General features: G+C 46.4%; 24 protein-coding genes. 9 read left to right on the top strand and 15 right to left on the bottom strand.

What is annotated here, in order from left to right; genetic code table 11:
- Positions 1-193 precede the first annotated feature (193 nt).
- Positions 194-718 (bottom strand): HNH endonuclease, encoded by a 525-nt coding sequence (locus LCM20_RS08855; RefSeq protein WP_225195091.1) that lies wholly within the window; start codon positions 716-718, stop codon positions 194-196.
- A 193-nt stretch (positions 719-911) separates the two neighbouring features.
- Here LCM20_RS08855 and LCM20_RS08850 point away from each other — a divergent pair, with 193 nt between their 5' ends.
- The 3 genes from LCM20_RS08850 (at position 912) to LCM20_RS08840 (ending at position 2,925) form a co-directional block, all read left to right on the top strand.
- Entirely contained in the window at positions 912-1,448 is a 537-nt protein-coding gene (locus LCM20_RS08850) for a DUF420 domain-containing protein (RefSeq protein WP_225195090.1), read from the top strand.
- A gap of 168 nt (positions 1,449-1,616) precedes the next feature.
- A complete protein-coding gene (locus LCM20_RS08845) occupies positions 1,617-2,594 on the top strand; it encodes a sodium:calcium antiporter (RefSeq protein ID WP_225195089.1) in 978 nt (325 codons plus the stop codon).
- Positions 2,595-2,694: 100 nt separating this feature from the next.
- Positions 2,695-2,925: a hypothetical protein gene (locus LCM20_RS08840; RefSeq protein ID WP_225195088.1), complete on the top strand. Its 231-nt coding sequence runs from the start codon at positions 2,695-2,697 to the stop codon at positions 2,923-2,925.
- A gap of 329 nt (positions 2,926-3,254) precedes the next feature.
- On the opposite strand, the gene LCM20_RS08835 is transcribed toward LCM20_RS08840, so the two are convergent.
- The 5 genes from LCM20_RS08835 to LCM20_RS08815 all read right to left on the bottom strand — a co-directional run bounded on the left by LCM20_RS08835 (position 3,255) and on the right by LCM20_RS08815 (position 9,387).
- Positions 3,255-3,980: an ABC transporter ATP-binding protein gene (locus tag LCM20_RS08835; protein WP_225195087.1), complete on the bottom strand. Its 726-nt coding sequence runs from the start codon at positions 3,978-3,980 to the stop codon at positions 3,255-3,257.
- A 2-nt stretch (positions 3,981-3,982) separates the two neighbouring features.
- Positions 3,983-5,002 carry an ABC transporter permease gene (locus tag LCM20_RS08830; RefSeq protein WP_225195086.1) on the bottom strand — a complete coding sequence of 340 codons (1,020 nt, stop codon included), beginning with the start codon at positions 5,000-5,002 and terminating at the stop codon, positions 3,983-3,985.
- On the bottom strand, positions 4,971-6,185 hold the full coding sequence (locus tag LCM20_RS08825; RefSeq protein ID WP_225195085.1) for an ABC transporter permease: 1,215 nt from the start codon (positions 6,183-6,185) through the stop codon (positions 4,971-4,973). Before LCM20_RS08825 ends, LCM20_RS08830 begins: the two co-directional genes overlap by 32 nt.
- 33 nt (positions 6,186-6,218) lie before the next feature.
- Positions 6,219-7,838: a DUF6583 family protein gene (locus tag LCM20_RS08820; protein WP_225195084.1), complete on the bottom strand. Its 1,620-nt coding sequence runs from the start codon at positions 7,836-7,838 to the stop codon at positions 6,219-6,221.
- Between the two features lie 352 nt (positions 7,839-8,190).
- Positions 8,191-9,387 (bottom strand): DUF418 domain-containing protein, encoded by a 1,197-nt coding sequence (locus tag LCM20_RS08815; RefSeq protein WP_225195083.1) that lies wholly within the window; start codon positions 9,385-9,387, stop codon positions 8,191-8,193.
- Positions 9,388-9,562: 175 nt separating this feature from the next.
- Between LCM20_RS08815 and LCM20_RS08810 the strand changes: the two genes are divergently transcribed.
- Complete coding sequence (locus LCM20_RS08810; RefSeq protein ID WP_225195319.1) at positions 9,563-10,273, top strand: response regulator transcription factor; 711 nt, start codon at positions 9,563-9,565, stop codon at positions 10,271-10,273.
- Positions 10,270-11,994 carry a sensor histidine kinase gene (locus LCM20_RS08805; protein WP_225195082.1) on the top strand — a complete coding sequence of 575 codons (1,725 nt, stop codon included), beginning with the start codon at positions 10,270-10,272 and terminating at the stop codon, positions 11,992-11,994. Before LCM20_RS08810 ends, LCM20_RS08805 begins: the two co-directional genes overlap by 4 nt.
- Positions 11,995-12,077: 83 nt before the next feature.
- Here the strand turns inward: LCM20_RS08805 and LCM20_RS08800 are convergent, their stop codons facing one another.
- From LCM20_RS08800 to LCM20_RS08765, 8 genes are all read right to left on the bottom strand, one after another.
- Positions 12,078-12,578, bottom strand: a complete 501-nt coding sequence (locus tag LCM20_RS08800; protein ID WP_225195081.1) for a YfbU family protein — start codon at positions 12,576-12,578, stop codon at positions 12,078-12,080.
- Between the two features lie 109 nt (positions 12,579-12,687).
- The gene (locus LCM20_RS08795) at positions 12,688-13,122 is read right to left on the bottom strand and encodes a hypothetical protein (RefSeq protein WP_225195080.1); all 435 of its coding nucleotides are present in this window, start codon (positions 13,120-13,122) and stop codon (positions 12,688-12,690) included.
- Between the two features lie 3 nt (positions 13,123-13,125).
- Positions 13,126-13,320, bottom strand: a complete 195-nt coding sequence (locus LCM20_RS08790; protein ID WP_225195079.1) for a helix-turn-helix transcriptional regulator — start codon at positions 13,318-13,320, stop codon at positions 13,126-13,128.
- A gap of 143 nt (positions 13,321-13,463) precedes the next feature.
- Complete coding sequence (locus tag LCM20_RS08785) at positions 13,464-13,967, bottom strand: GNAT family N-acetyltransferase (RefSeq protein ID WP_225195078.1); 504 nt, start codon at positions 13,965-13,967, stop codon at positions 13,464-13,466.
- Positions 13,968-14,252: 285 nt separating this feature from the next.
- On the bottom strand, positions 14,253-15,191 hold the full coding sequence (locus tag LCM20_RS08780) for an NAD(P)-dependent alcohol dehydrogenase (RefSeq protein WP_225195077.1): 939 nt from the start codon (positions 15,189-15,191) through the stop codon (positions 14,253-14,255).
- A 21-nt stretch (positions 15,192-15,212) separates the two neighbouring features.
- Entirely contained in the window at positions 15,213-15,923 is a 711-nt protein-coding gene (locus LCM20_RS08775) for a DUF4386 domain-containing protein (protein ID WP_225195076.1), read from the bottom strand.
- Between the two features lie 21 nt (positions 15,924-15,944).
- Positions 15,945-16,190, bottom strand: a complete 246-nt coding sequence (locus LCM20_RS08770) for a hypothetical protein (RefSeq protein WP_225195075.1) — start codon at positions 16,188-16,190, stop codon at positions 15,945-15,947.
- Positions 16,191-16,372: 182 nt separating this feature from the next.
- Entirely contained in the window at positions 16,373-18,961 is a 2,589-nt protein-coding gene (locus LCM20_RS08765) for a LuxR C-terminal-related transcriptional regulator (RefSeq protein WP_318247305.1), read from the bottom strand.
- Between the two features lie 498 nt (positions 18,962-19,459).
- Here LCM20_RS08765 and LCM20_RS08760 point away from each other — a divergent pair, with 498 nt between their 5' ends.
- Together LCM20_RS08760 and LCM20_RS08755 are read left to right on the top strand one after the other, a co-directional pair.
- Positions 19,460-20,395: an NAD(P)-dependent alcohol dehydrogenase gene (locus LCM20_RS08760; RefSeq protein ID WP_225195073.1), complete on the top strand. Its 936-nt coding sequence runs from the start codon at positions 19,460-19,462 to the stop codon at positions 20,393-20,395.
- An 88-nt stretch (positions 20,396-20,483) separates the two neighbouring features.
- Complete coding sequence (locus LCM20_RS08755) at positions 20,484-21,206, top strand: DUF4386 domain-containing protein (RefSeq protein WP_225195072.1); 723 nt, start codon at positions 20,484-20,486, stop codon at positions 21,204-21,206.
- Here the strand turns inward: LCM20_RS08755 and LCM20_RS08750 are convergent.
- Positions 21,174-21,758, bottom strand: coding sequence for a Crp/Fnr family transcriptional regulator (locus LCM20_RS08750; RefSeq protein WP_225195071.1), 585 nt, complete (start codon positions 21,756-21,758; stop codon positions 21,174-21,176). The two genes, LCM20_RS08755 and LCM20_RS08750, sit on opposite strands and share 33 nt — an antisense overlap.
- Before the next feature lie 145 nt (positions 21,759-21,903).
- Here LCM20_RS08750 and LCM20_RS08745 point away from each other — a divergent pair, with 145 nt between their 5' ends.
- Positions 21,904-22,071 carry a hypothetical protein gene (locus tag LCM20_RS08745; protein ID WP_225195070.1) on the top strand — a complete coding sequence of 56 codons (168 nt, stop codon included), beginning with the start codon at positions 21,904-21,906 and terminating at the stop codon, positions 22,069-22,071.
- A 144-nt stretch (positions 22,072-22,215) separates the two neighbouring features.
- The gene (locus LCM20_RS08740) at positions 22,216-22,848 is read left to right on the top strand and encodes a hypothetical protein (protein ID WP_225195069.1); all 633 of its coding nucleotides are present in this window, start codon (positions 22,216-22,218) and stop codon (positions 22,846-22,848) included.
- Positions 22,849-22,963 lie beyond the last annotated feature (115 nt).

Below are 22,963 nucleotides of genomic sequence, written 5' to 3'. Positions count from 1 at the left end.
ACTCTATCGATTTCTCTGTACGATTTCCTTCAAGCTTGTACCAAATGATCATGACCGCAACTCTACACAAATTACCATAATATCCCATATGAACACTCAGCCATTGCTAGTCCCATAAGACCTAATAGAACAACAGTAGACAACGTGATTTGTAATCTTAAAGAGAACCCTGCTTACTTAAATACGAATGGCTTCACAAGGAAAGCAAACCTTTTCCATTCAAATTCAACTTGATCTCTTCCGCAAAAGGAATCCCTTCCCCAATCACAAACCGCCAATCCTGCTCCATCAAAAATTCTTCCCTCTCCAACTGCTCTCTCCGGTCCACCAAATCCTCAAGCGACCTTTCCGCTGGATCGAGGCCGCTTTTCGCCAGCTGATTCCGGTAATGCCTGATGAACTCTTTTTCCGTGCAGTCATTCACAGTCATAAAATGCTTCTTCAACTTCTTCATGACCCGCTCTTTCCGTTTCCTGTCCTTGATTCTAAGAACGGCATGATGGAAGTGCTTCAGGTCATGGCAGGCTTTACACAGTGACTGAATTTCGGTCAAAATCAAGAGGAAATTCTCTTCATCATACGCCCACACCTCATGCGCGTGGAGCTTCTCTTCCCCGCTCGTCCCACATAGCTCACATTGCCCCCCGCTTTTCAGATGAACCTCCCCGCGAACGCGGTTCCACAATGAACGTGGAATCGCGTCCCGTACAGTTTTCATCTGAGCATAGAAGGGCTTGCTTATCTCAATTGTCAGCTTCACTTCCGTCTTCCCTCCGCATCTATTTTCTTCCTCTAGTTTACAACAGATGCTGCCTTGTGGCACATTGTTACGAAATCTGTCACAGCTCTAAAGATGAATTCCACGGTCAAATTTACTATACTAAGAAGGAATAACTTCATAGAGATGGAGGATGACTGTGACAACGAAGAAAGAATTCAACTACGTACCCTGGGTTGTCGGCTTATCGATTGCGATCAACGCCATCGTCGTCGCCCTTTTGTTCATACCTAAATTCGAACCTCAGACCGGTTTCGATGTAACGATCCTACCGCTGTTGAACGCCGTACTCAATTCCTTTACGTTCGTGTTCCTATTAGCGGCTTTGTATATGATTTTGAAAAAAAACATTACGTGGCATAAGCGCTTCATCTATGCGGCTTTCACCACAACGGCCTTATTTCTCGTATCCTACTTGACCTACCACTCGATGGCGTCCTCGACGTCGTACGGTGGAGACGGCATCATGCAGACGATCTACTACTTCATTCTCATCACACACATCGTGCTCGCTGCCGTCATTGTACCCCTTGCGCTGTTAACCTTTGCACGCGGGATTACGATGAAAGTCGAGAAGCACCGTAAAATTGCCCGCTGGACAATGCCGCTCTGGCTCTATGTCAGCTTGACGGGTGTGCTCGTGTACTTGATGATTTCGCCATACTACTAACCTCGCTGAAGCGCGGGGACGGATCTGATGCTTCCAAATGAAGAAGCAGTAGATCCGTCCCCGCGCTTCTTTTTTATGTGGTTCCCTCATGCTGGTGGGTAGACAAGCATACATTGGAATGAACCAGAAAACCAATGAGAACTCACAAGCATAGAGAGGGGCCCCTATATGATCTACATCATCTTCTTCCTGGCCGCAGCACTTGTCGTCTCGGCAGCCGTTTTTCTCAGTCAGGCGGGCGATGTCATCAGCCGCAAGTCTTCGCTCAGCGATGCCGTCGTCGGCACGTTCCTCATTGCCGGCGCCACGTCCCTACCCGAGCTGACAACAAGCCTGACCGCCATCTATATCGATAACCCGGACCTTGCCGTTGGCAACATGCTCGGCAGCAATGTATTCAACCTGCTGATTCTCGCGATGGTCGACGTCGTGTACCGGAAACACCGCTTCTACCAGCGCATCAATCCAAAAGAAAGCATCCCGCCAGCATTGGTCGGACTCTGCTTTCTTTTGATTATTCTGCTTGCCCTGTTGTCTCCGGTTTCCATTCCCTTCTCAGGCATCGGAATCGAGATGTTCATCATCGTCATGCTGTATATCGTCTACATCCGGTACATGACGAACCGTGAACAGGAAGAGGAGGAGCTTCCCGCCAAAGACATGAGCCTCGGCGGTGCCGTTACACTATTCTCTGTGGCTGCCATCGTCGTTTTTTTATCTGGAAGCATCCTTTCCCTCGCAGGGGACCGCATCACAGAAGTATCCGGACTGGACTCAAGCTTCATCGGAGGATTCTTGATCGCCGTATCCACCTCCCTCCCCGAGCTTGTGACCGTCCTTGCCGCATTCAAGCTCGCCAACTACAACATGGCGATCGGCTCGATTCTAGGCAGCAACCTATTCAACATCAACCTGCTCGTTCTAACCGATATCCTATACCGAAAAGGACCGATCTTAGAATCGATCCAGGAAAATCATCTCTACATTGTACTGCTCGGCGTTTCGATGACCCTGTTCGTCATTTACCTCCTGCTGAGACGGGTCCACCTTCACCACCGCTCGTCTGGTCAATGGCGGTACATGCTGCCTTCGCTGATGATGATTGTGATGTATCTCGTCATTTCTTATTTCCTTTTCCAAGCCTAAAAGACTTCCTCAACCAGGAAGTCTTTTTTAATCATTTTGTTAGAAAAAGGAATATCTTCCACCCCATCCTGCCACCCTATAACAAAGGAGTGTGTGCACGATGACAGAACAGCAATTGCAAGACGTGTTTGAGACCTATGGATTCGGTGACATGTTCGAAAGGTTCCGTACCCCACTGTACGTGACGGGCCTGCTTGATGAGGTGGACGAAAGCTTGCTTGAGGACTTCTTCGATCATATGGAGTTGTCACCAGATGTGTTCTTCGATGAATTCCGCTTCTGGTTTCAATACTTCTCCGTCGCCCAGCAGTACTCGTACGAGGAATATTGAAATGGACGGTGACGGATTTCACAAAGAACACTTCGCGAAGCCGTCACCGTCCATTATTCAAGAGCCGACATCGTCCATAGTCATGACTTTTGATAAAACTTGTAGATCATAAAAAACCCGAGACAAGCAAAAAGACCTCCAACCAAAAGAATCAACGTAATGATGATGCCACCGCTCATAACTCCCCTCCTCCATCCTTTAAAATCATTCCCCTCCCTCTTCTACGAGTCCACTCGTATTATCGTTTCAAAAAATTACCATTAATTATCAAAAAAAGAACCCCACACGATGGAGGTTCTGTACCAATTTCACCAAAGAGCACCCACACGTTACGAAAACTCCAGAATCCGTCTCAACTCCCGGTCATCTTCATAACGCCCAAGCAGCTCTTCCCGCTTCTCCAGCCATTCCCCTTGCGAACCTTGGAAAATCGGCTTCTTCTCCGCAAACAACAAAAACTCATCACTCAGTGCCTTCAACTCATACCAGTCATGACTGATATACACGAGCGTCCGCCCTTCCTTGTGAAGCTGCTTCAGCCACGCCAGGATATCCTCCTTCGCAGCCAGGTCCACCCCCGCGGTCGGTTCATCCAGCAGACAGATCTTCGGATTCCGCATCAACCCGATGCACAGGTTCACCTTCCGCTTCCAGCCGCCCGAAAGCCGATCGATGCGCTGGTCGTACACCTCATCAAGCCGGAGCATCCCGACCATCTTCTCAAGGAAATCCTCATCCACCTTGTTCTTCTCAAGCCTCCGCCAAAACGCAATCTGCTCTTTCACGGTCAAGTCTTCATACAACGCAATATCCTGCGGCACATAGCCGATTTCAGAACGGACCTGTCGCACGACCTTTTCATACGGTTTCCCGTCAAACAAGACCTTCCCACTCGTCGGCCTGTCGAGAGAGGCGACCAGCTTCAAGAACGTCGACTTCCCAGCCCCGTTCGGCCCGACGATCCCGACCGCGCTCCCCTCACGAATCGTCAGCGAGAACGGCTCGAGCACTTCTTTCCGCCTATATTTTTTCGAAACCTGGTCAAACTCAATCATCTTCATCCCCCTTTCTCAAGCAGGCAGTGCGGCCACAGCCCCGTAAAGCCCGTATCCGATACCGTCAGCATGAACGACGCAAGCGCAACAAGCACCAACACCGGCACCACCCAGCGCTTCCGGCCCGCACCCATAAACAAACACCACGTCACAAACAACGTCACCGCCATCACAACGACACCACGGCCAAGCCAAGCAAGCACAAGCTCACGTTCCGTACCCGTTATGTAAAATAAACCAGAGGTGCCGAGCAGAAAACTGCCTGCCCCGACGATCCCGAAGAGGAGGAAGTGACTGATGAAGTAGTTGACCTTCGTCTGCTGGACGAGCTCGATTCGCTGCAATCGTCCTTCCCGCTCATCGTCCTGCACCGCCCGAAGGAAGAAGATCGCGAGCACCCATCCATAGAGGAAGAACACTTGCATGATCAGCACCTGCCACGACTCGAGCTTCGGTGCTTCCACGGCCTGATTCTCAGGCGAACGCTCAGAAAAGCTCATTTGAAAGAGCGGCTCCGGCTCCCAGTACTGTTCGGAATAATCAAATGCCTCCTCGAACGAGCCACCCTCCTGTTCGACCCTGAGACCGGCCCTCGCACTCATCGCAAGGCGCATCACTTCAGCGCCGACCGCTTCCTTCGCATACACATCAAACAGCGATTCGTCAGCCCGGATCCACGTGATCACGTCGTCCACATCACCCTCATTCAGCGCAGACTCAAGACCATCTTCCAGCACAAACGCCGCTTCCATGCTCCCTTTTCTCACCGCTTCCTCTGCTTCTGATTCATCCATCACCGTAAAACGAATCCGCTCACTGTTCCCGATACGCTCGAGGATCGTTTCAGAGTAGCCGCTGTCGTCCTGATCGACGATGGCGACCGGAACCGCGGTTTCGTCCGCCGTGTTCTTCAACAAAGGATAGAGAATCACGGTCGCAAGCAGCGGAAACGTAAACAGCAGGACGTACAAGAACGGGCGCTTCTTCCATTTATTCAGATGTAAGAATAGATATGTAAGCATCCCGTTTCTCCTTCCCTAACGCAATCAAAATCGACAAGCTGGTAAGACCCACGCCCCAAAGCGCAAGTCCAAATAGGTGTCCCCGCTCGTCCTCATCCAGCATCCCCGCACGCAAACCGTCGTACGTGAGCTGATACGGACTCCACTCAACCGACAGCCATTCCGGCAGATAAAGGCTCGGAACCCACGCTCCCGCACTAAGCAGTCCGACAATCGTCACGACGAAAAAGAACAGGAACCGGAGTCCCGGCGGCACCTGCATCGAATACAGGAAGCCGGCAAACGCCGACACCCAGACCGCCGTGAAGAGGAGGCTGAGATGAAGGGTCAGCGATGACGTGAAGGCAGCGTCGGTCCGGCCGACCACCCAAACGAGCAGCTCAAGCACTGCCAACGTCATCAGTCCCCACTTGAGCTGCTTGACCACTGTCCAATGCACGAAGGTCACATCGACCATTCTCCACCGCATGACCATCGATCCGTCTGCTTTTTTTCCATCAAGCATTTGATACATCACGAGGAATAAGAAGAGGAACGTGATCAGGGCGGCGAGGTAGGCGTGCTTCTCCCACCCGATGCTCGCGCCTGTGGTCACGGTTTCTTCAGAAAATAGGTCGCCGCGGTCGAGGGCGAAGAGGGTGTAGGTGATGATCGTCTCCTGCAGGCGGCTGCTGCGCTCGTCTTGGGGGAGGTCCCGAATATGTAAGTCGTAGACGGTGTTGACGGCGCTTTGTGAAGCGGATATGTAGTTGGCGCCGCTGTCTAAGAGCACTTCGAGCATCGTCGCATCGAGTGGATCGTCCGCGCTTGTCATCACATCGATCGGGTCATTCTCTCCGTTCATCAAGCTTGCCGTGAAGCCTTCCGGAATCGTCATGACACCGGCGAGCTCGCCATTTTCAAAAGCCGCTTCCGCTTGTTCTTCATCCATCGGAATGAGGTTCAGCGCCTGGCTCAGCCGTTCTTCTGCTGACAGCTGATTGATGAGGGCGTTCGTCTGGAACGTATCGTCCTCGTCGACGACCGCTGCCTCAACAGGCTCTCTGCCTTCCTCCACAAAGCCTTGAAGCACGAGGAATACAAGTCCGAGGATCACGAGGGGAAGAATAATGGATAAAAAAAGAGGGGCAGGCCGTTTGGCAGCTGCCCTCATCTCATAACGCCATAAGGAGAAACCATTCATACGACCCGCCTCCTTTCTTTTGTGTTCATCGGATTAGAATCCACCAAGGCCACCGAGGCCGCCCATCATCGAGCTGATGTGCTGTTGGAAGTTCATTTGAATTTCTGTTCCGATGTTGTTCATCTCTTCTTCTGATACGTCCATCAGCTGAACCGTGTTGTCTTCCGCTAATGCAGGGAATTCAAGGTCATCCGTGAACGTCAGCGCGTTCTCGAAGTTGAACTCAAGATCCGCTGAGATCGTGCCCATATTCGGGTCATCCATACCGAGCGTCAAGCCGAAGTCTGTCGTCTGCGTCACTTGATCGTCGCCGTCTTTCTCAGAAGCCGTGTTCAAGAATCCGGAAATGGATGGAACAGGCTGCTGGGCGAAGGTTTCGCCGTCAAGCTGAAGCTCGAAGTCCGTGTTCATGCTGTTCTGCTGATATACCGTGTTCAGTAAAAGGTCTGCGTTGAAGCTCTCCTGCTCGAAGTCACCCGCCATACCGATTGTGTAATCGACATGAAGCGCATCTTCCTTCGCTTCGCCTTTTTCTTCGTAATTAACAGTGATGCTTTCTTCTTTGCTTTCAGGTGAGATATTCACTTGGAATGTGGACGTGTACACGTCGTCACTTTCCTTCATGTAGCTATTGGCCATCTCAAACGCCACGGCCTCTTCTTCTTCTGGAGCGAAGTCCATGCTCCACGTCTGGTGCGCGACAAGATCATCCTTCAAGTAAGCTTCGCCTGTAATGCCACCAGGAATCTTCAGCTGGTCGATGTTCTCAATCGCTTTGTCCAGCTCGGCCTGCATATCTTCAACGCCGGCTACACCTTCAACGTTTCCTTGCATCGCAGCCTGCTGCTCCAGCTGCTGTTGGATGCGCTCATCGTTCTTGATTTTTTCAAGAAGCGTCGCAACCATCTGTCTTGCTTCTTCTTCGCTGATTTCGATTGTTACTTTATCGTAGGTTTCCCCTTCGAACTCTCCTTCAGAAAGAGAGAACTGCTCCTGCTTCATTTCTTTTCCTAAAGCGATCGCGTAGTCCTTCAACATTTCTTCCGCTTCTTCTTGAGTAAGCTGTGACTGGGCATACTCGACGAAGTTCGGCACTTCCTCAAGGCCCTCAGAAGGCTGACCGAATTTCTCCATCACCGCTCCAAGCTGCTCATTGCCAAGCGCGAAATACTGGTCATATACGAACGGAGCCTGAGCGGCAAACGTATCTTCATTTTGATAGAAATTCCCGTTCGCAAGGCTGTTGCCCTGCATTTGAACGTCCATCGCTCCGTAAATCTCATTGGATTCCGGATTATATTTGCTGTCCATATCGATTTGTACTTGAGACAGAATGCCCTGCACCATCGCGACTTGTGGAAGCATCTGCTGGATTTGATCGCCCTGGACATTTGCATCCATCGTCAATGTCCCCTCAGATTTATACGCTTCCTCCAATTGACGCTCTGCCAGTTCCGTCTGGCCTTCTGTGTATTCAGACAAGCGCTCCGTCTGATCATTAATCGTGTTGTTCAAAGCATCGACATACATCACCATCGGATTCGTCTCTTTCAATACAGCGTATCCTGTACCTCCGAGCGCCGCAACGCCAACAACGATCAATGTGATAAGAAGCCATTTGTTCATGCCTTTTTTCTTCGGTTGTTCACTCATAGATCTCTCCCTTTCTATTTATCTTTCTGTCTACCTATACGTAGGTGGCACACAAAAAAGTTTCAAAAAATCTCCAATTCTTTTAAAAAACCTTTTCCATTATACAACGATGTTTGGGAATTTCCTACAGGTTTATGACGGAATTGTTGCGAAAATGGTTCGATTGTCCCCCGTTGAACAGAAGAGTGGTTTTTATGTAAAGAAAAAGTCACTCTTCAACTCTCCAAATGCGCAAAAAGACATGCAATCTAAAAGGCTCTATCCAGTCAAAAAGCCATTGATCCTTCTATGCAACATGGAAAATCTGAAAATCCACCCCGTCCCCAAAACTGGTTCAGGCGTGGATTTCTCTTTACATCACCCTTTCATGCAGCCCTTTCTCATGCTCAGCTTTCTTTTTCCTAGGTCTCCCGCTCAGCGTCCAATATGTCCACATTCTCAACCCCTTTTCGAACATTCCTGTCCTGAACTGCTTCAACCACATATAGCTGATGACGGCCTGCAGACTGTAGATGACGAGCGCAAGACTGAAACCTAAAAGGACAGAGCCTTTCCCAAATAGTCCAAGCCCATACCCATAAAACAGTGTGGTGCAGACAAGGGTTTGAGCCAAATAGTTGGACAAGGACAGTTTCCCTACTGCTTCAAAACCTTTGAATGCCCATGCATTTGTATTTTCCAGGAAAAAGCTGAAGAGAAAGATATACCCCAAAGCCAGAATTCCTCCGCCTAATGAGTAGGCGATGCCACTCCCATTAAACTCTGGTAAGAACACAATCATTCCTTTCAGTACAAGACCTACCGTACTGAATCGTAAGCCTCGTTTTAACCAGAGCTTTTTATGATGATGGATATTTCTGAACCATTCAGCCTTTGCAGCATACATCCCGATAAGGAAAAACGGGAGTGTGAACAGAGGGGCCAGGACAAGTAGGATGAGATAAGCCTCGTCTGGCAGGATCAATGGGTCTTCATTCATACGTTGATCAAGAATCTCCCCGTAAGTTCCACTCCCATACACGTCAATGGTTTGGAGCACATATTCATTCATTCTTTCAATCTCTTGGTCTGTGACCGCCAACTCATTACTTCCATAGCCTAATAAGCTTGTTAAGACTAAAAGAGTCACTCCCCAGATCATCAAAGTCTTTTTCTTACGGTTCATAAATAGAAGCAGTAGAAATCCTGTCATCCCATAAGCCAGAAGGATATCCCCTTCCCATAAAAAAGCTCCATGAAGGAACCCGAGCAGAACCAACAGAACAAAACGCCTTGAAAAATGACGCTTCACCTTTAGATCCCGACGTTCCAGACTCTCCTTCATCCTGATCATGCCATACCCAAATAGAAAAGCGAAAATCGGCATAAAACTTGTTTCAACAAACACCTTCAAGATGTTATGAGCCACATGGTCGAACTGAGAAACATCGTACAAATCAAGCTCATCTTTTCCATACAAGCCAAATTGAAAAATCAGCATGTTGGCTATAAGGATCCCTAATAAACTGAAACCTCTTAATGCATCGACTACCCTTACTCGTTCATTCACTTTATTACCCCCGGTTCACTATGTATTCTTTCAAATTCCAAATTCCAGAACATGGATACAGTTTCTATACTAAACATTCATATCTCTTTTATCTCTACCAGAACCTTACTTTTTTCGGCTGTTCATTAAGGTTGTCGTAAGGTTGATATGATAGGATGATTCCGGGGTGAAAAATATGGAAAATATGAGAATTCTAATTGTAGATGATGAACGATCCATTGTGGAAATGTTGGAGAAGATGCTGATGAAAGAAGGGTTTACCTCTGTCATGAAAGCATACTCGGCAGAGGAAGCTCTTACTAAGATACACGCTTATACGTTTGATTTTATTGTTTTGGATGTCATGCTTCCTGATGGGAATGGATTCGACCTCGGCCCGAAGATCAGAGAAAAGAGCAGCGCCCACATTTTATATTTGACAGCCAAGACGTCTGACTTTGATGTGTTAACTGGATTTGCCGTAGGTGGGGACGATTATGTAACGAAACCCTTTAATCCACTGGAAATTGTGGCCAGACTCAAAGCCGTACAAAGAAGAATGCCAGCATCGCGAATCGAAGACAAACCCTTTACGTCCACTCATGATTTCGGGCACTTTAAAGTCAATGAAATCTCGAAAGAACTCATCGTTCGGGACCAGACGGTAAGCTGCCCGGCTTTAGTCTACCGGCTGCTGTTATTTCTATGTAAACACCCGAACCAGGTGTTCACTAAATCCGAATTATTTGATGCCGTATGGGGGATGGATCATATCGTAGATGACAACACCATTATGGTTCACATTAGAAGAATCCGAGAAAGAATAGAACCCGATCCCAGCCGTCCCCAATTCCTGATCACCATACGCGGGCTTGGCTATAAGCTGGTGAAGGCGGCAAGAGAATGAGAGCCATTAAACGAAGGATCGCTTTCCATTTCTCCATACAAATCATTTTTATTATCGCCTTTGTCATCACGGTATTTCTGGTCGCCTTGTTCTTAATCATTGATCTCATTATGAACGAAGAAATAGACCAGGATTATCCCGAAGGTGCTTTGAGCGCAATTGCCACAGAAGCCTCCATAGATAATGGCCAAGTGGACCTGCCATCCAGTTGGAACGAAGAGCTTAAGGATAAAAGAATGTGGCTGCAAATCATTAACGAGCAAGGGGAAGCCATTCACAGTATCAATCAGCCGGATGACCTACCTAACCGATATCGCTTTAAGGAAGTACTTGAGTTATCCGAAGAGGAGTCATGGCATGGCTATGACGTTGCGACTTACCACGAGTCTCTTTTCTTTGATGGTCCCTATTTATTCGTGATGGGTTACCACTTTCTTGAGAAGAACTTACTGACAGAATGGATCAACCTCTACAATGAAGACGGAACGATTCCGAACCGAAAGCCACTTGCACTGGACGAGTCTCTTCAGGAGCTAGACGGGTACCTTCACATTGTGAACAAAGACGGCGAAGTCCTTCAGACATTCGGGGACGCGCCTTCGAATAAGAACCAATACGAGCCGATTGAATTGGTCACTCGGGAGGTCGAACACCAGAATTATGATACTCATGCTACTTTCGAGGAAACCTCCCAAGACACAATATGGATTCTACATACAAAAAAGCAGCAGGAAAACACGGAAATACCAACCATAAAAAGGATCCTTTTCACCCTTATTCTGATTGGAAGTGTTGTCCTCCTCACTCTTATCCTCTTGTCAGTATGGCAGGGGATTCGATACGGCCAGCCGCTTCTCCTCTTTATAAGCTGGCTAGAGAGAATGAGACATGGAGAGTACGAAGAAGTGTTCACACCTAAGGAACGAAAGAAATTATTTACGAAGAAACACAAGATCCGCTTCCGATTCAGATTGTACAAAGAAGTGATACAGGGAGTATATGAAATGGCCGCTCAATTGAACCGGACAGAGAAAGAGCGCTCCCTCCTCGACCAAAAGCGTGAGGAATGGATGAGTGGCATTTCCCATGATTTAAGAACGCCCCTATCCACTATCCAGGGTTACGGGCATATGCTCGAAAGCGCCCAGTACGACTGGACAAAGGAAGAGCTTCAAGAGATGGGCCATACCATCCGGGAAAAAGGGGATTATATGCTGGACCTCATTCAGGACTTCTCCCTTATTTCCCAACTGAAGCAGAAAGATGTGCCTGTGCACTTTGAAACACTGAACCTCAGTGAGCTGATTTCATCTCATGTGAGAAGGGAGCAGCAACCTGTTGAGTACCAAGTCAATGAGCAGCCTGTACTCATTGAGGGAAACTCAAAGTGGATCCAGCGTTTACTGGATAACTTGATTCATAATGCGATTAAACATAATCCTGCACCAATCAACGTCACAGTCTCTGTCCATGCATCTGATCATAACGCCATATTGCGTGTTCGGGATAACGGCAAAGGAATGGATGAACAAACTCAAAAGAACTTGTTCACACGCTATTACAGAGGGACGAACACAGAAGATCATGTTGATGGAAGTGGATTGGGCATGAGCATATCGAAGGCGATTGTACAGGCTCACAATGGGGAGATCGACGTAGAGTCTCACCAAGGAAAAGGCACGGTTATTGACGTGACATTCCCTCTTTCCTCTATTGAATAAGAAAAAAAGAAGCGCGAGGACGGATCTACTGCTTCCAATGAAAGAAGCAAAAGATCCGTCCCCGCGCTTCACGCACTTATTTGTCAGGCATTCACAATGTCATGAATCTGTTCTTTATTCAGCGACTCACTCTTATCAAACTCCACCCACTTCGTCACCATCCTCGAATACGTAGGCATGGTCGCGAAGTCAGCATCGTACCCGTCTTCGTGCTGCAGCTCACGGAACAGCCCCAGCTCCTCGAGTACAAACGTTGCAAAAGCATATTCCTTTTCTTCCTGTTCCTGATCGAAGCCTTTGAACGCAAGCCCGCTTTCGTCGACCTCTGCTTTCTCTCCATCGGCCAGGCTGTCATAGGACTGGTGCAACGCGCGGTACATGGAGAGGACTTTTACGATTTCCTCTGATTCTTCTTCCGGAAATTCTTCTTTCAAAGAACCGAAGATTTCAGCGTAATACTGCTCATAACCACCCTCAAGGATATGGATCTTCGTTTCATAGTGTTCCTTGTTCTCAGCATCCACCTTACTTAGGATTTGATACTGGTTTACCAGGTTTAACCGTTCATAATGAGACAAACGCAATCCGATCACTCCTTGAGTCAATTTACAGTCATTGTAACACGAGGGATATATTGTACAAGGAATCCCCTTTTCCCGATGCGCCTCCGTCGTAAGAATTCCTCTGCTGCCTTCAGGATTCTTTTAACATATGGCGAATCATGACCGGGGCGAATAGAGAAAGAAGAAGAATCCCTAATGTTACCCACCATCCTAATGATTGAAAGGTTTCTTCAGGAAAGATAAAGGTGTAGCCCATATAGGTCAGGAACAATATTCCTTGAAGCAGCTTCAGCGCTTTCGCATCTGCTTCATTCTTCTCGGCTACAAGTCTTTCATCTGTTTCTGCAACCATTTTCTGCGGGTCTTTATTTATTTTTATAAGCTTCAAATACGAAGCAAGCGCTGCACTTAGAGGAATAATGGATAAAGCTAACAAGGCTTTGTCATTTCCAAAAGAGGTGTTCATCAGTTCAACAGTGGTCCAAGTGATCAAAAGGGCTAAGCTGGCAAACAGGGATACACCGATGATTAACTTTGTTTCCTTCACTAACTTTTCAGCACTCATAAATTATTCCTCCCAGAATAAATCATCTAATGTTTTATTTAATGCCTTGCAGATGGCCGTACACAAATTCAAGGTGGGGTTGTAATTCCCAGATTCGATCAAATTAATGGTCTGTCTTGTCACTCCGACGAGTTTTGCTAATTTTTCTTGAGATACATCGGCTTCAGCTCGGGCTATCTTCATTTTCTTGTTTTTCAATAATTATCCTCCTCCTTATCTTATAGTATTCTACACTTTACATTATGTCAATTATAAATGACATTAAGGAAATTATTTTTTACAAAAAAGCTCCGACACCATTGCGTCGAAGCCAGTACTCATTCTCTTTTTCCCGATATGCCTCAGATCTTTCGCACATACGTAATCGATATGTACGCTTCCCCCTCCCCATTCATGTAAGCCGCCTTCTCCCGCACCTTCGTGAATCCCCGCTTTTCGTAAAAAGGAATGCCTTTGCCATTGCCTTTCTGCACCGAAACCCACTGCTCACGAGCTCCTTTTTCCCGTTGGATATCCGTCAAGAATTCAAGCAGCTGCGTCCCGATTCCTTCTCCGCGACGGGTTGGGTCCAAATAAAGAACGAACACCTCGCTCTTCTCTTCTCCGACCATCCCACCGCCAATAGCTCCGACGACTTCCGAACCATCGACAGCAACGATATAACCATCCCAGCCATCCGACTCCTCTATTTCACCGGAAATCCGCTCATGGTTGTAGAAAAGCTGCTTCATTCTTTCGATGTTATCCTTGCTTCGGATGCCTTGGTACGTATCTTCCCATCCTTCACGACACACTCTCGAGATTCCTTCTACATGTTCTACAGACGCTCTTTTGATGACTACCACTATTTCACCTCCCTTTCTAAACTATTCTGTAATATGAACTCATTTTAATTAACATTAATTGTAAGGAAATAACTAGGAATACTCAAGAAAGGAGGTCATTTATGCTACTCAGAAGCAACTGGTTGAAAAAGTCGAGGAAGTCTTCTTTTTTAAAGGTGAATGAACAAAGTGCCACCCCTCACCCGCAAAGCGATAGCGGAATGGGAAGGCACTTTTTTGTTTTCCAATTACAACGACGACGTTCAATACGATCCAACAGGCCACTTATCATAGAACACTCACTTCTTATGAATGATCCATCTTGATGACGACATTTCCTGTTTTATGCCCTTTCGCGACATATTGATAAGCTTCAGGAGTTCGCTCTAATGTGTACACCCGGTCGATGACGGACCGTAATTTCCCTTCTTGAATAAGACCTTTGAGGGTGTCTAATCGATTTGCATTGTTCGGAACCACCCCTATCCTGACTTTTTTATCGGTCAGCTTGGATGTCCACCATTTCTGGATAAGAAGGGGAAGACTGAAGCTTGTGCTTACGAAAACCCCTTTTTTACGCAAAGCATTTTTACTAGTTTTGAATTGCAATTTCCCAACTGCGTCAAAAATAATGTCATACGTTTCATCGGCTTTGATCACACTAGTGGTTGTGTAATCAATCACTCGATCGGCACCCAAAGCTTTGACTTTTTCTACATTTCCAGTACTGCAAACACCCGTTACATGAGCCCTGAAGTACTTAGCAACCTGTACAGCAAACGTACCGACTCCCCCAGAAGCTCCGTTGATCAAAACAGCATCCCCTTTTTGAATGTTAGCCATTTCAGACAAGAAATACAGGGCAGCGGATCCCCCAAAAGATATCGAGGCCGCTTCTTCATAGGACAACCCCTCAGGTTTAAGGGTTAAAGGAGCATCTTCAGGTAAGCATACGAATTCCGCTTGTGCCCCGGAAGTCGTGATACCCAAAACTTCATCTCCTGCTTTGAACGCCTGGACGTCTTTTCCCACTGCTACAATCTCTCCGGCTACCTCTTGACCTGGAATGGTTCCGTTGCGTGTGAGTAAACCATTAAACAAATATAATTTAGCCACATCCCCAGAGGTAACAGTTGTGGCATGGACTTTGATCAGTACTTCATTACTCTTCGGAGACGGTGTGTTTACCATTGATACTTGTAACACATCAGGATGCTTACGTTTCGTGTACACAATCGCTCTCATGATTTTTCCTCCATAACCTATTTATTTTGTTACGTTTACGCCTTTTATAAGCAACCATAAAATGAATGCCATCTCAGCAATGGCAGCAGGCATGAAGACCACGCTATCAAAAATGGCAGCATACTTTTCGTAGTCGTGCATGAGAATTTTTGCGAAACTATCAACAAAATATCCAATAGAAGCAATGATCAACATGAATCCTAGAACCTTCGGAACATAGGCAGACTTCATTACAAGAATTCCGAAGAAAAGCAAACTCACTCCGAAAAAGATTAACCCGATCGAATACCCGACATCATGAGCATGGACAAACGTCATCACAAGTGAATGCAATTGTTCATTGCTAAAAGATGAGAGATACTCAGCGCCACTCAAAAGGTGTAAAATGATGAACAGGTTCAGCAGATTGACCCCTAAAATCGAGGCTTGCGTCATTCTGAAGAAAGCCGCGAATGTGGATAGATAATGGCTGACAGGCTTAAACAATACGTAAAAAATGACAGCTAAAGTGATGTCACTAATGATCATCACCACGTCGCTTGTGATTCCCCATCGAAACAATAGTTCAGAATCCATAATGTTACTGGCTGTAGCACTTGCGTCTCCTTGCACATAAAGACTTGACCTGACAAAAAATTCGGCAAACATTCCAGCTAAATAAAGTACAAGATAAGTCACACCTGCAATTCTTGCCATCTTCATAGGTGATTGATTGTTTATTAAACTAGTCAAAATCGTTCCTCCTCATTATTCCTACTTATTGTCTTTTCGCATGATCGAAATTAAAGGCAACCCTAAGTCGCGTATTCTTCGGATTAAGCCATGCAACTCAGCCTGATCCATTACGGGACCTGTCAAAACCGTTTCTCCTGCTTCTCTACAATGAATTGTAAATCCGTGGAAATAGTTGATCCATTCACTCCCCAGATGACCCTTGACCCTAATTTGATAAATTGTGTCTCTTTGGTCTTCTTTCAGTGAGTTCTGTTCTTCTGTCATCCCATCCCTCCTTCCGAATACGGAAAACTGTACCGTTGGTGTAAATGTAGTATAGTTTCAAATAGGTATTGTCAGGAAGATACTTAAGTATGGTTGAAAGTATGGTTGTGGTATTGAAAAGAGCGCACAAAAAAGCTACAGGTAACCGTAACCTGTAGCTTCATTCCTTATTTACTTTTGTCTTAAGACAATATCTTTAACTCCCGTGCACGAGCGACCGCTTCTGTCCGCCTTTTCACTCCAAGTTTGTCAAAAATATTACGGTTATGTCCTTTTACAGTACTCAAAGCAAGATATAGACGCTCTCCAATCTGCTTGTTTGAGAGTCCGTAATCAATGAGGGTCAAAATCTCTAACTCGCGTTCACTTAATGGCTCAACCAAAGTCTTGCTAGAAGTAGTTGGATGCGTAAACATTTTCCCTACAGAAAAAGTATCCAATATCTTCTCTACATAATTCGGCATGACCCCTTGAGCCGATGCTTCTGTTAATAGACGTTGCATCGAGGGTCCTTCATCCGTAAAAGTACGAATCCCCCCAAATGGTTCCGCCAAAATCAGCGCCTGATGCAAGACTTGAATCGCCTGTTCTTTCTTTTCACACTCGTAAAGAAGTACCGCTTGTAGAACCTTGACACGGAGCGGTTCTGTTTCTATTTGAAAAGCCGCTTCTTCTAATAACTGCAGCGCTTTAGAAGAGTGGCCTTTTGCCTGATAAACCCTGGCTTCGCTCATCAAGAGCTTCTCTGCTTGAGCAAGTCGCTCAGCCTCCTGAAGGTTTCCGTTATGAATAATAATCATGATTTTTAACTCAAATATTTTGGGGAGTTGATACGTAAAGTCATGTTTTCTTGCAGATCTTAAAGCATCATTCAAAATGGAGGCTGCTTCTTCTGGGCTGCCTTTTGCCAATTGAATTCGAGCAAGTAAGATTTCGCAGGCTACGAAACTATCCACCCCTTCAATTTGACGAGCCAAGTTTACTCCTTTTTTCACGTAAGATTCGGCCGCGTCTAAGTCGTTCCATTCATAATGTAAACGAGCGAGCCCGAGATAAGCTTCACAAGCAGTAGCCTTCGGCGGTTCACCAGCCAGATGTAGGACCTGCTTGTAACTTTCCTCTGCTAAATAGAGCTCGTTTGCTTCCTCTTGAGTTTGCCCTAAACCTGTAATGGCTAACATCTGAACGAAATCGTTGCCGGACGCTTGACTGGTTGAGATGGCTTCCTGAAAAGATTTCCTGGCTTTCAGAGCTTCTCCTTGCATCCGATAAGCATATCCAAGTGTCCAAGTGATTACGGTACGGACATACAAATTGTTCTCATCCAAGTACTCTAAAGCACGACTAGACTCTGTAATGACTTGATCTGTCTGGTATTGGCTGGCAGCTGCAATCGCTCGAACCGAAGCCATTCTTCCAACAACGTCTCTGTTTTTTTCATTAAGAGGCTCACCTTCTAAAGCCATTTCAGCTGAATGCAGCTTTTGTTCAACACTTGAATTCTGACCGGCAATCATTAAAGCATAAGCATACATGACCCATAAGGATGGCCTCTGATTCAATATCGCTTCCGGTAATGAAGACAACCAATTTATCACAGGGGTGACCGCTCCTCGGAAAAGGAGAGAATTCCCTTCCGCTAAACGTTCCGATCGCTCCAAGTCATTGGCAAGCGTCGCATGGTAGAAAGCTTCAAGTTCAAGTCCATTTTGTTCATACCATTCGCTCGCCCTTTTATGTAAATGGGTCACCTGTTTGCCCGAAGCGTTCAACCGCTGTTTAAGCAGCTCTCCAAAAAGGTGATGATAGCGATACCAATTCCTCTCGGTATCTAAGGGAACGATAAACAAATTGGAACGCTCCAAGTATCGTAAAGTTTCTTGGACTGGAATCGCGTCATCCCGTAACACCGCCTCACACAAAGGTCCATTAAAGCGGTCCAATATGGAGGTGGTAAGCAAAAAGGATTGAATCGTTTCAGGCTGTTGCTGCAAAACCTCTTCAAGAAGATAATCCAATATGAAGTGGTGGCTGCCTGTAAAGGTCTCAATAAATCGCTTCGTATCTTTATGTCCCTGCATAGAAATCCCCGCTAACTGTAGACCGGTAACCCAACCTTCCGTACGAGAAGCTAAAGCGGCAACTTCTTCATTAGTAAGTTCCACCCCTATGACTATGTCTAAGAATTGTTTCACTTCATTGGAAGAAAAACGTAAATCGGAGGCACGCACTTCCGTCATTTGAGCTTGAGCACGAAGGCGAGTCAAAGATAAACCAGGGTCCTCACGAGTAATAATGACCACATGCATCTGTGGCGGTTGATGATCGATAAGAAAAGATAAAGCATTGTTGACCTGTTTGGAGTCGATCATATGATAATCATCAAGGACAAGAACAAAGGGATCTTCTATCGTAGTGATTTCATTCAGTAAGGAGGTAAGGAACATTTCAGACGGTGTTGTTTGAGGAGATTGAAGCATATCAAATAACCCTTCTCCTACATGCTTTTTTAATTTCTGCAAAGACGTAAGAAGGTAAGTGAAAAATCGGGTTGGATCATTGTCCCACTCGTCGAGCGAAACCCAAGTAGCAGGAAGCATGCATTCAGCGATCCACTCGCTGATCAGTGATGTTTTTCCAAATCCTGCAGGTGCGGAAACAAGAGTCATTTTTTTATGAGCATTCTCATTCATCCGCTCAATCAGATGTGGGCGCTGTACAAATTTTGGCTGGAGGGATGGCGTATAAAGTTTAGTAGTCAAAATTGGCATATACATGCTCCCATTATATCACATGGAGTCTTTATAATAGATGCGCACACCTACGAATCGAACCAATTGGATCAAGTCTGGCAGCACGCAAAGAGGGGATTGGCAGAAGCCCACAAACTTGCTAAAAAGCCGCATTTCGAACGTCTACTGCCACTCATTTCAGACCATCAAGTACACGCATATCTCGAAAAAGGAAACGTGAAAGCTGCCCTCCAATTGGCTCTGCCCCCTAGGCTAGACCCAAAATCGCTTTTAAAGAGGGAAATCGGAGAATCTTTTCTAAGCTGGAGGTTCAAAGAACGACAGAAGCCGTAGCTCGCTCGCGAGAACTCGGCTTGCTATAACCTTTGCGTAAAGTCTTACTCATTCGAGTAAGGCTCTTTGATTCGAGCTTATATTTAATTCTCCAAAAAAATACTGTTCCTTAACTTAAGTCAATGCTCCCCCTACAGCTTCTCCGTATGATAAGGATAGAAACGATGAAGAGGAGGAACCCCAATGCGAGCCGTCGTTTACGAAAGATTCGGATCTGTCGATGTTCTGGAAGTCAGAGATCTGCCAAAACCTAAACCCAAGGATCATGAAGTACTGATTCGAATCCATGCGGCTACTGTAGCAGCTGAAGATCCGGGCATGCGTGCTTCAAGAGGACTGAACGGCATACGCAAACCTAAGCACCCGATATTAGGATTTTATTTAGCCGGTGAAGTGGAGGAAGTCGGAAAAGAAGTGACACGTTTTCAAGTTGGAGACCAGGTGTATGGCAATACAGGGCTTCGTCTCCTGGGAACCTACGTAGAGTACAAATGCATGCCAGAGAGCGCAGCAATCGTAAAGAAACCTGACCACATCACCTATGCTGAAGCGGCATCCATACCGAATGGCGCTTTAACATCTCTTCCCTTCTTACGCGACCTAGGAAAAATTAAAAGAGGGCAAAAGCTGCTCATTCTAGGTGCGTCTGGAGCAGTTGGAACGGCAGCCGTCCAATTGGCTGTATCCTTTGGAGCCGAAGTAACAGGTGTATGCAGCACGTCCAATATAGACCTAGTAAAAAGACTTGGTGCCGATAACGTGATTGACTACTCTACACAAGATTTCACGGAAACTAAGCATCGTTATGACATTATTTTTGACGCTGTCGGCAAAAGTTCCTATGGACGTTGCAAAAACCTTTTGACAGAAAAGGGCGTCTATCTGACAACCATCCCGACAGCTTCCAACATACTAAGAAGAAAGAAATCAAAGTTCTCTGCTACAGGCTTGCGAGCGGATAGAAAGAAGGTGCAGGATCTCCACTTCGTGAACACACTTATCGAATCACAAGTGTATCAACCGGTCATTGACAGGTATTATGCGCTTGAACAAATTAAAGAAGCACACAGCTATGTGGAGAAAGGGCGAAAAAAAGGTAATGTGATCATCACCTTGTAAAAAAACTCTTTTCTTGATTTAAGTCAATGAAGGAACCTGATAGAAGACATACAATTAATATGAAATCACACTCAAGGAGGTTCTCGAAGTGAGAACAACAAATCAAACCATGCAACAGAAAGCCGCCGTCTTCTCCGGCGCCGCCTTACTCGTGATGACGTTGGCTGCCTTTTTTGCTTACGGATACGTTCACAGCTCGTTAGTCATCGCAGGAGACGAGGCCGCCACATTAAAAAACATCCAAGAATCCCTCAGCTTGTTCAGACTGGAGATCCTTGGATGGCTGATCATTATCGTGACGGACGTCATCGTATCATGGGGATTCTATCTATTTCTGAAGCCGTTCCATCCAGGGTACGCCCTGTTGGCCGGGTGGCTCCGCCTGCTCTATACAGCCGTCCTCGCCATTGCCGTATCACAGCTCATTGTGGCTGAGAATATCGTCCGGGCATCATTAGAAGCGGCATCACCGAGCCTTGCTCAGCAAATGATGAAGGCCATCTCAGCTTTTGAAGACATCTGGTCGTTCGGGCTGATCATCTTCGGACTGCACCTGATCGCAGTCGGTTGGACAGCCATGAAGACAAGGAAAATTCCAAGAGTCATCAGCATACTTGTGGTCATCGCCGGTTTCAGCTATTCATTCATACACTTCATGTATAGCTTTCTCCCACAAGCCGACTCTGTCACGGCCATCATCGAGATGATTCTTTACGCTCCGATGTTCGTCGGTGAATTAGGGTTCGGGATCTGGTTGCTCATCAAGGGGCGGAAGATTCTAGTCCACGATTCTGAGATGCCCCGCCCCTGACCGTTTCTTAATCCGGCTCAAAGACTCCGGCTTGATGCCGAGATAGCTTGCCAGTTGATATTGTGGAACCCGATCGACAAGACCCGGCCGCTTTTCCATTAAATCGTGATAACGCTCTTCTGGTGAGGAAGAAATGAAGGAAGAGAAATCATCGCGCATCGCACCCATGTCTTCCTGAATCATTTTGCGCGTCATCGCCTCCAACACCGGATGAGCATCATAAGACGCCTGCTCTGTAGCCAAATCACCGACAATCAGCGTACAGTCTTCCAGACAGCTGAGCGAATACGGAGAACCTTTATCTGTGAAAATCGTAACACTCTGCTCTTCTGTAAAGAAATTGAACGTATTCTCATTTCCATGCTCATCAACGGCGTACTGGCGGACACAACCCTTCAACACGAAATAGCATTTGTCCGGCACATCTCCTTGATTCAATAAAATGGTTCCTTTTCTAAAGGTAGAGACAGGAATACCGGCCGTCAGTTCGATTAGTTCGGCTTCACTTAAATCGGTGAAGCGTTTCATATACTCGATTAGGACCTCTTTCATCATCGTCACCTCGCGTATTGGGAGTGGTCGTTATGCTTTCAGTATAGCAGAACAGGAAAGGTGGAGGTGGTGCCTGGATCAAGAGGTAATGTGATTTTTTCGCAAGTAAATACTATAAGCCCATTCAATTAGGAGGAAATTAAATATGGATTTGTTTATCTTTATTTCAGTTATTGTTGCCCTGACGTTCGTTTTCTTGTACTTTGTGTTGAGTCACGATTACAAAAAGAAGAAATTAGAACTCGAAGAAAAAAAGGTAACGCTAGAAGAGAAAAAGCTGGAACTCAATAAAGAACGCGAAGAAGAAATCTAAAATATGGACTCGATGCCTGTTCCGGACCAAGCGGGGCAGGCATCACTGTTTTGAGCAGCACCCTAAAAGGGAATTTATTGAAACCCACCCTCCCCCCTCTTCGTACAGAATACTAAGAAGAACTATTTGGGAGGACGAGACAACATGAAGACATTCACGCGAACCTTTTTACTTATGGCCCTGACCGCCGTACTTATACTAGCAGCCGGCTGCACAACTGCCGAAGATGAAGGCGTAAGCGCCAATGAATCTGTAAATGATCAAGAGAATACAAACGAGTCTGCAGATGAAGCGGATCCAACAGACAGTACGGAATCCACGGAAGACGCAAGCGAAGAAAATATCCGCACCGTTTTACAGAACCTCTTGACCGGACCAGACAATCAACTCCAGGAAGCAAATGAAAGCTTCGAATCAGCTGACGAAGAAAACTTCGAACAGGCAGCGGAGAAGCGCGTTCAGTATTATAAGGAAAAATTCAAACCTTATATGAGCGAACGCCTCTTTGAAAACTTCATGAACACGAACGGGGGCGAAGTGTTCTTATTGACCGCCTACCGGAATGATTATCAGATAAAAGCGGAAACCATCACATTCGAAGAGAGCGAAGAAACCGAAGGCTCGTACAACTTCACTGTAGAAGCGTCCTATAAGAAGGGCGAAAGCAGCGAGAGTGAAACGGTGGAGGTAAGAGGGCTCATCAACACGAATGATGAAGGAAAAGTCACAAGGGTTCATTATTACAACCCTGAAGACTTACGTTCCGCCTTAGAGTAATGGCATACGAGACCCCCTCTGTTTTTAAAATCTAGGGGGCCTCCCTTTGTAATTCTGACGCTCCTATTTCAAGTGCATCCCCGGTCCTCCTATTCATGTGGACCAAGGTGGAGCT

This window comes from Halobacillus litoralis, assembly GCF_020171725.1.
Classification (GTDB): domain Bacteria; phylum Bacillota; class Bacilli; order Bacillales; family Halobacillaceae; genus Halobacillus; species Halobacillus litoralis_F.
The sequence above is the reverse complement of the archived record's forward strand: the minus strand, read 5'-3'. Positions and strand labels throughout refer to the sequence as shown.

Excerpts from the sequence above, each read along its gene's own strand:
- LCM20_RS08855 (WP_225195091.1), bottom strand. The coding sequence starts at position 718 with ATGAAAACTGTACGGGACGCGATTCCACGTTCATTGTGGAACCGCGTT.
- LCM20_RS08850 (WP_225195090.1), top strand. The coding sequence starts at position 912 with ATGACTGTGACAACGAAGAAAGAATTCAACTACGTACCCTGGGTTGTC.
- LCM20_RS08845 (WP_225195089.1), top strand. The coding sequence starts at position 1,617 with ATGATCTACATCATCTTCTTCCTGGCCGCAGCACTTGTCGTCTCGGCA.
- LCM20_RS08840 (WP_225195088.1), top strand. The coding sequence starts at position 2,695 with ATGACAGAACAGCAATTGCAAGACGTGTTTGAGACCTATGGATTCGGT.
- LCM20_RS08835 (WP_225195087.1), bottom strand. The coding sequence starts at position 3,980 with ATGATTGAGTTTGACCAGGTTTCGAAAAAATATAGGCGGAAAGAAGTG.
- LCM20_RS08830 (WP_225195086.1), bottom strand. The coding sequence starts at position 5,002 with ATGCTTACATATCTATTCTTACATCTGAATAAATGGAAGAAGCGCCCG.
- LCM20_RS08825 (WP_225195085.1), bottom strand. The coding sequence starts at position 6,185 with ATGAATGGTTTCTCCTTATGGCGTTATGAGATGAGGGCAGCTGCCAAA.
- LCM20_RS08820 (WP_225195084.1), bottom strand. The coding sequence starts at position 7,838 with ATGAGTGAACAACCGAAGAAAAAAGGCATGAACAAATGGCTTCTTATC.
- LCM20_RS08810 (WP_225195319.1), top strand. The coding sequence starts at position 9,563 with ATGGAAAATATGAGAATTCTAATTGTAGATGATGAACGATCCATTGTG.
- LCM20_RS08805 (WP_225195082.1), top strand. The coding sequence starts at position 10,270 with ATGAGAGCCATTAAACGAAGGATCGCTTTCCATTTCTCCATACAAATC.
- LCM20_RS08795 (WP_225195080.1), bottom strand. The coding sequence starts at position 13,122 with ATGAGTGCTGAAAAGTTAGTGAAGGAAACAAAGTTAATCATCGGTGTA.
- LCM20_RS08780 (WP_225195077.1), bottom strand. The coding sequence starts at position 15,191 with ATGAGAGCGATTGTGTACACGAAACGTAAGCATCCTGATGTGTTACAA.
- LCM20_RS08770 (WP_225195075.1), bottom strand. The coding sequence starts at position 16,190 with ATGACAGAAGAACAGAACTCACTGAAAGAAGACCAAAGAGACACAATT.
- LCM20_RS08765 (WP_318247305.1), bottom strand. The coding sequence starts at position 18,961 with ATGCCAATTTTGACTACTAAACTTTATACGCCATCCCTCCAGCCAAAA.
- LCM20_RS08760 (WP_225195073.1), top strand. The coding sequence starts at position 19,460 with ATGCGAGCCGTCGTTTACGAAAGATTCGGATCTGTCGATGTTCTGGAA.
- LCM20_RS08750 (WP_225195071.1), bottom strand. The coding sequence starts at position 21,758 with ATGAAAGAGGTCCTAATCGAGTATATGAAACGCTTCACCGATTTAAGT.
- LCM20_RS08745 (WP_225195070.1), top strand. The coding sequence starts at position 21,904 with ATGGATTTGTTTATCTTTATTTCAGTTATTGTTGCCCTGACGTTCGTT.
- LCM20_RS08740 (WP_225195069.1), top strand. The coding sequence starts at position 22,216 with ATGAAGACATTCACGCGAACCTTTTTACTTATGGCCCTGACCGCCGTA.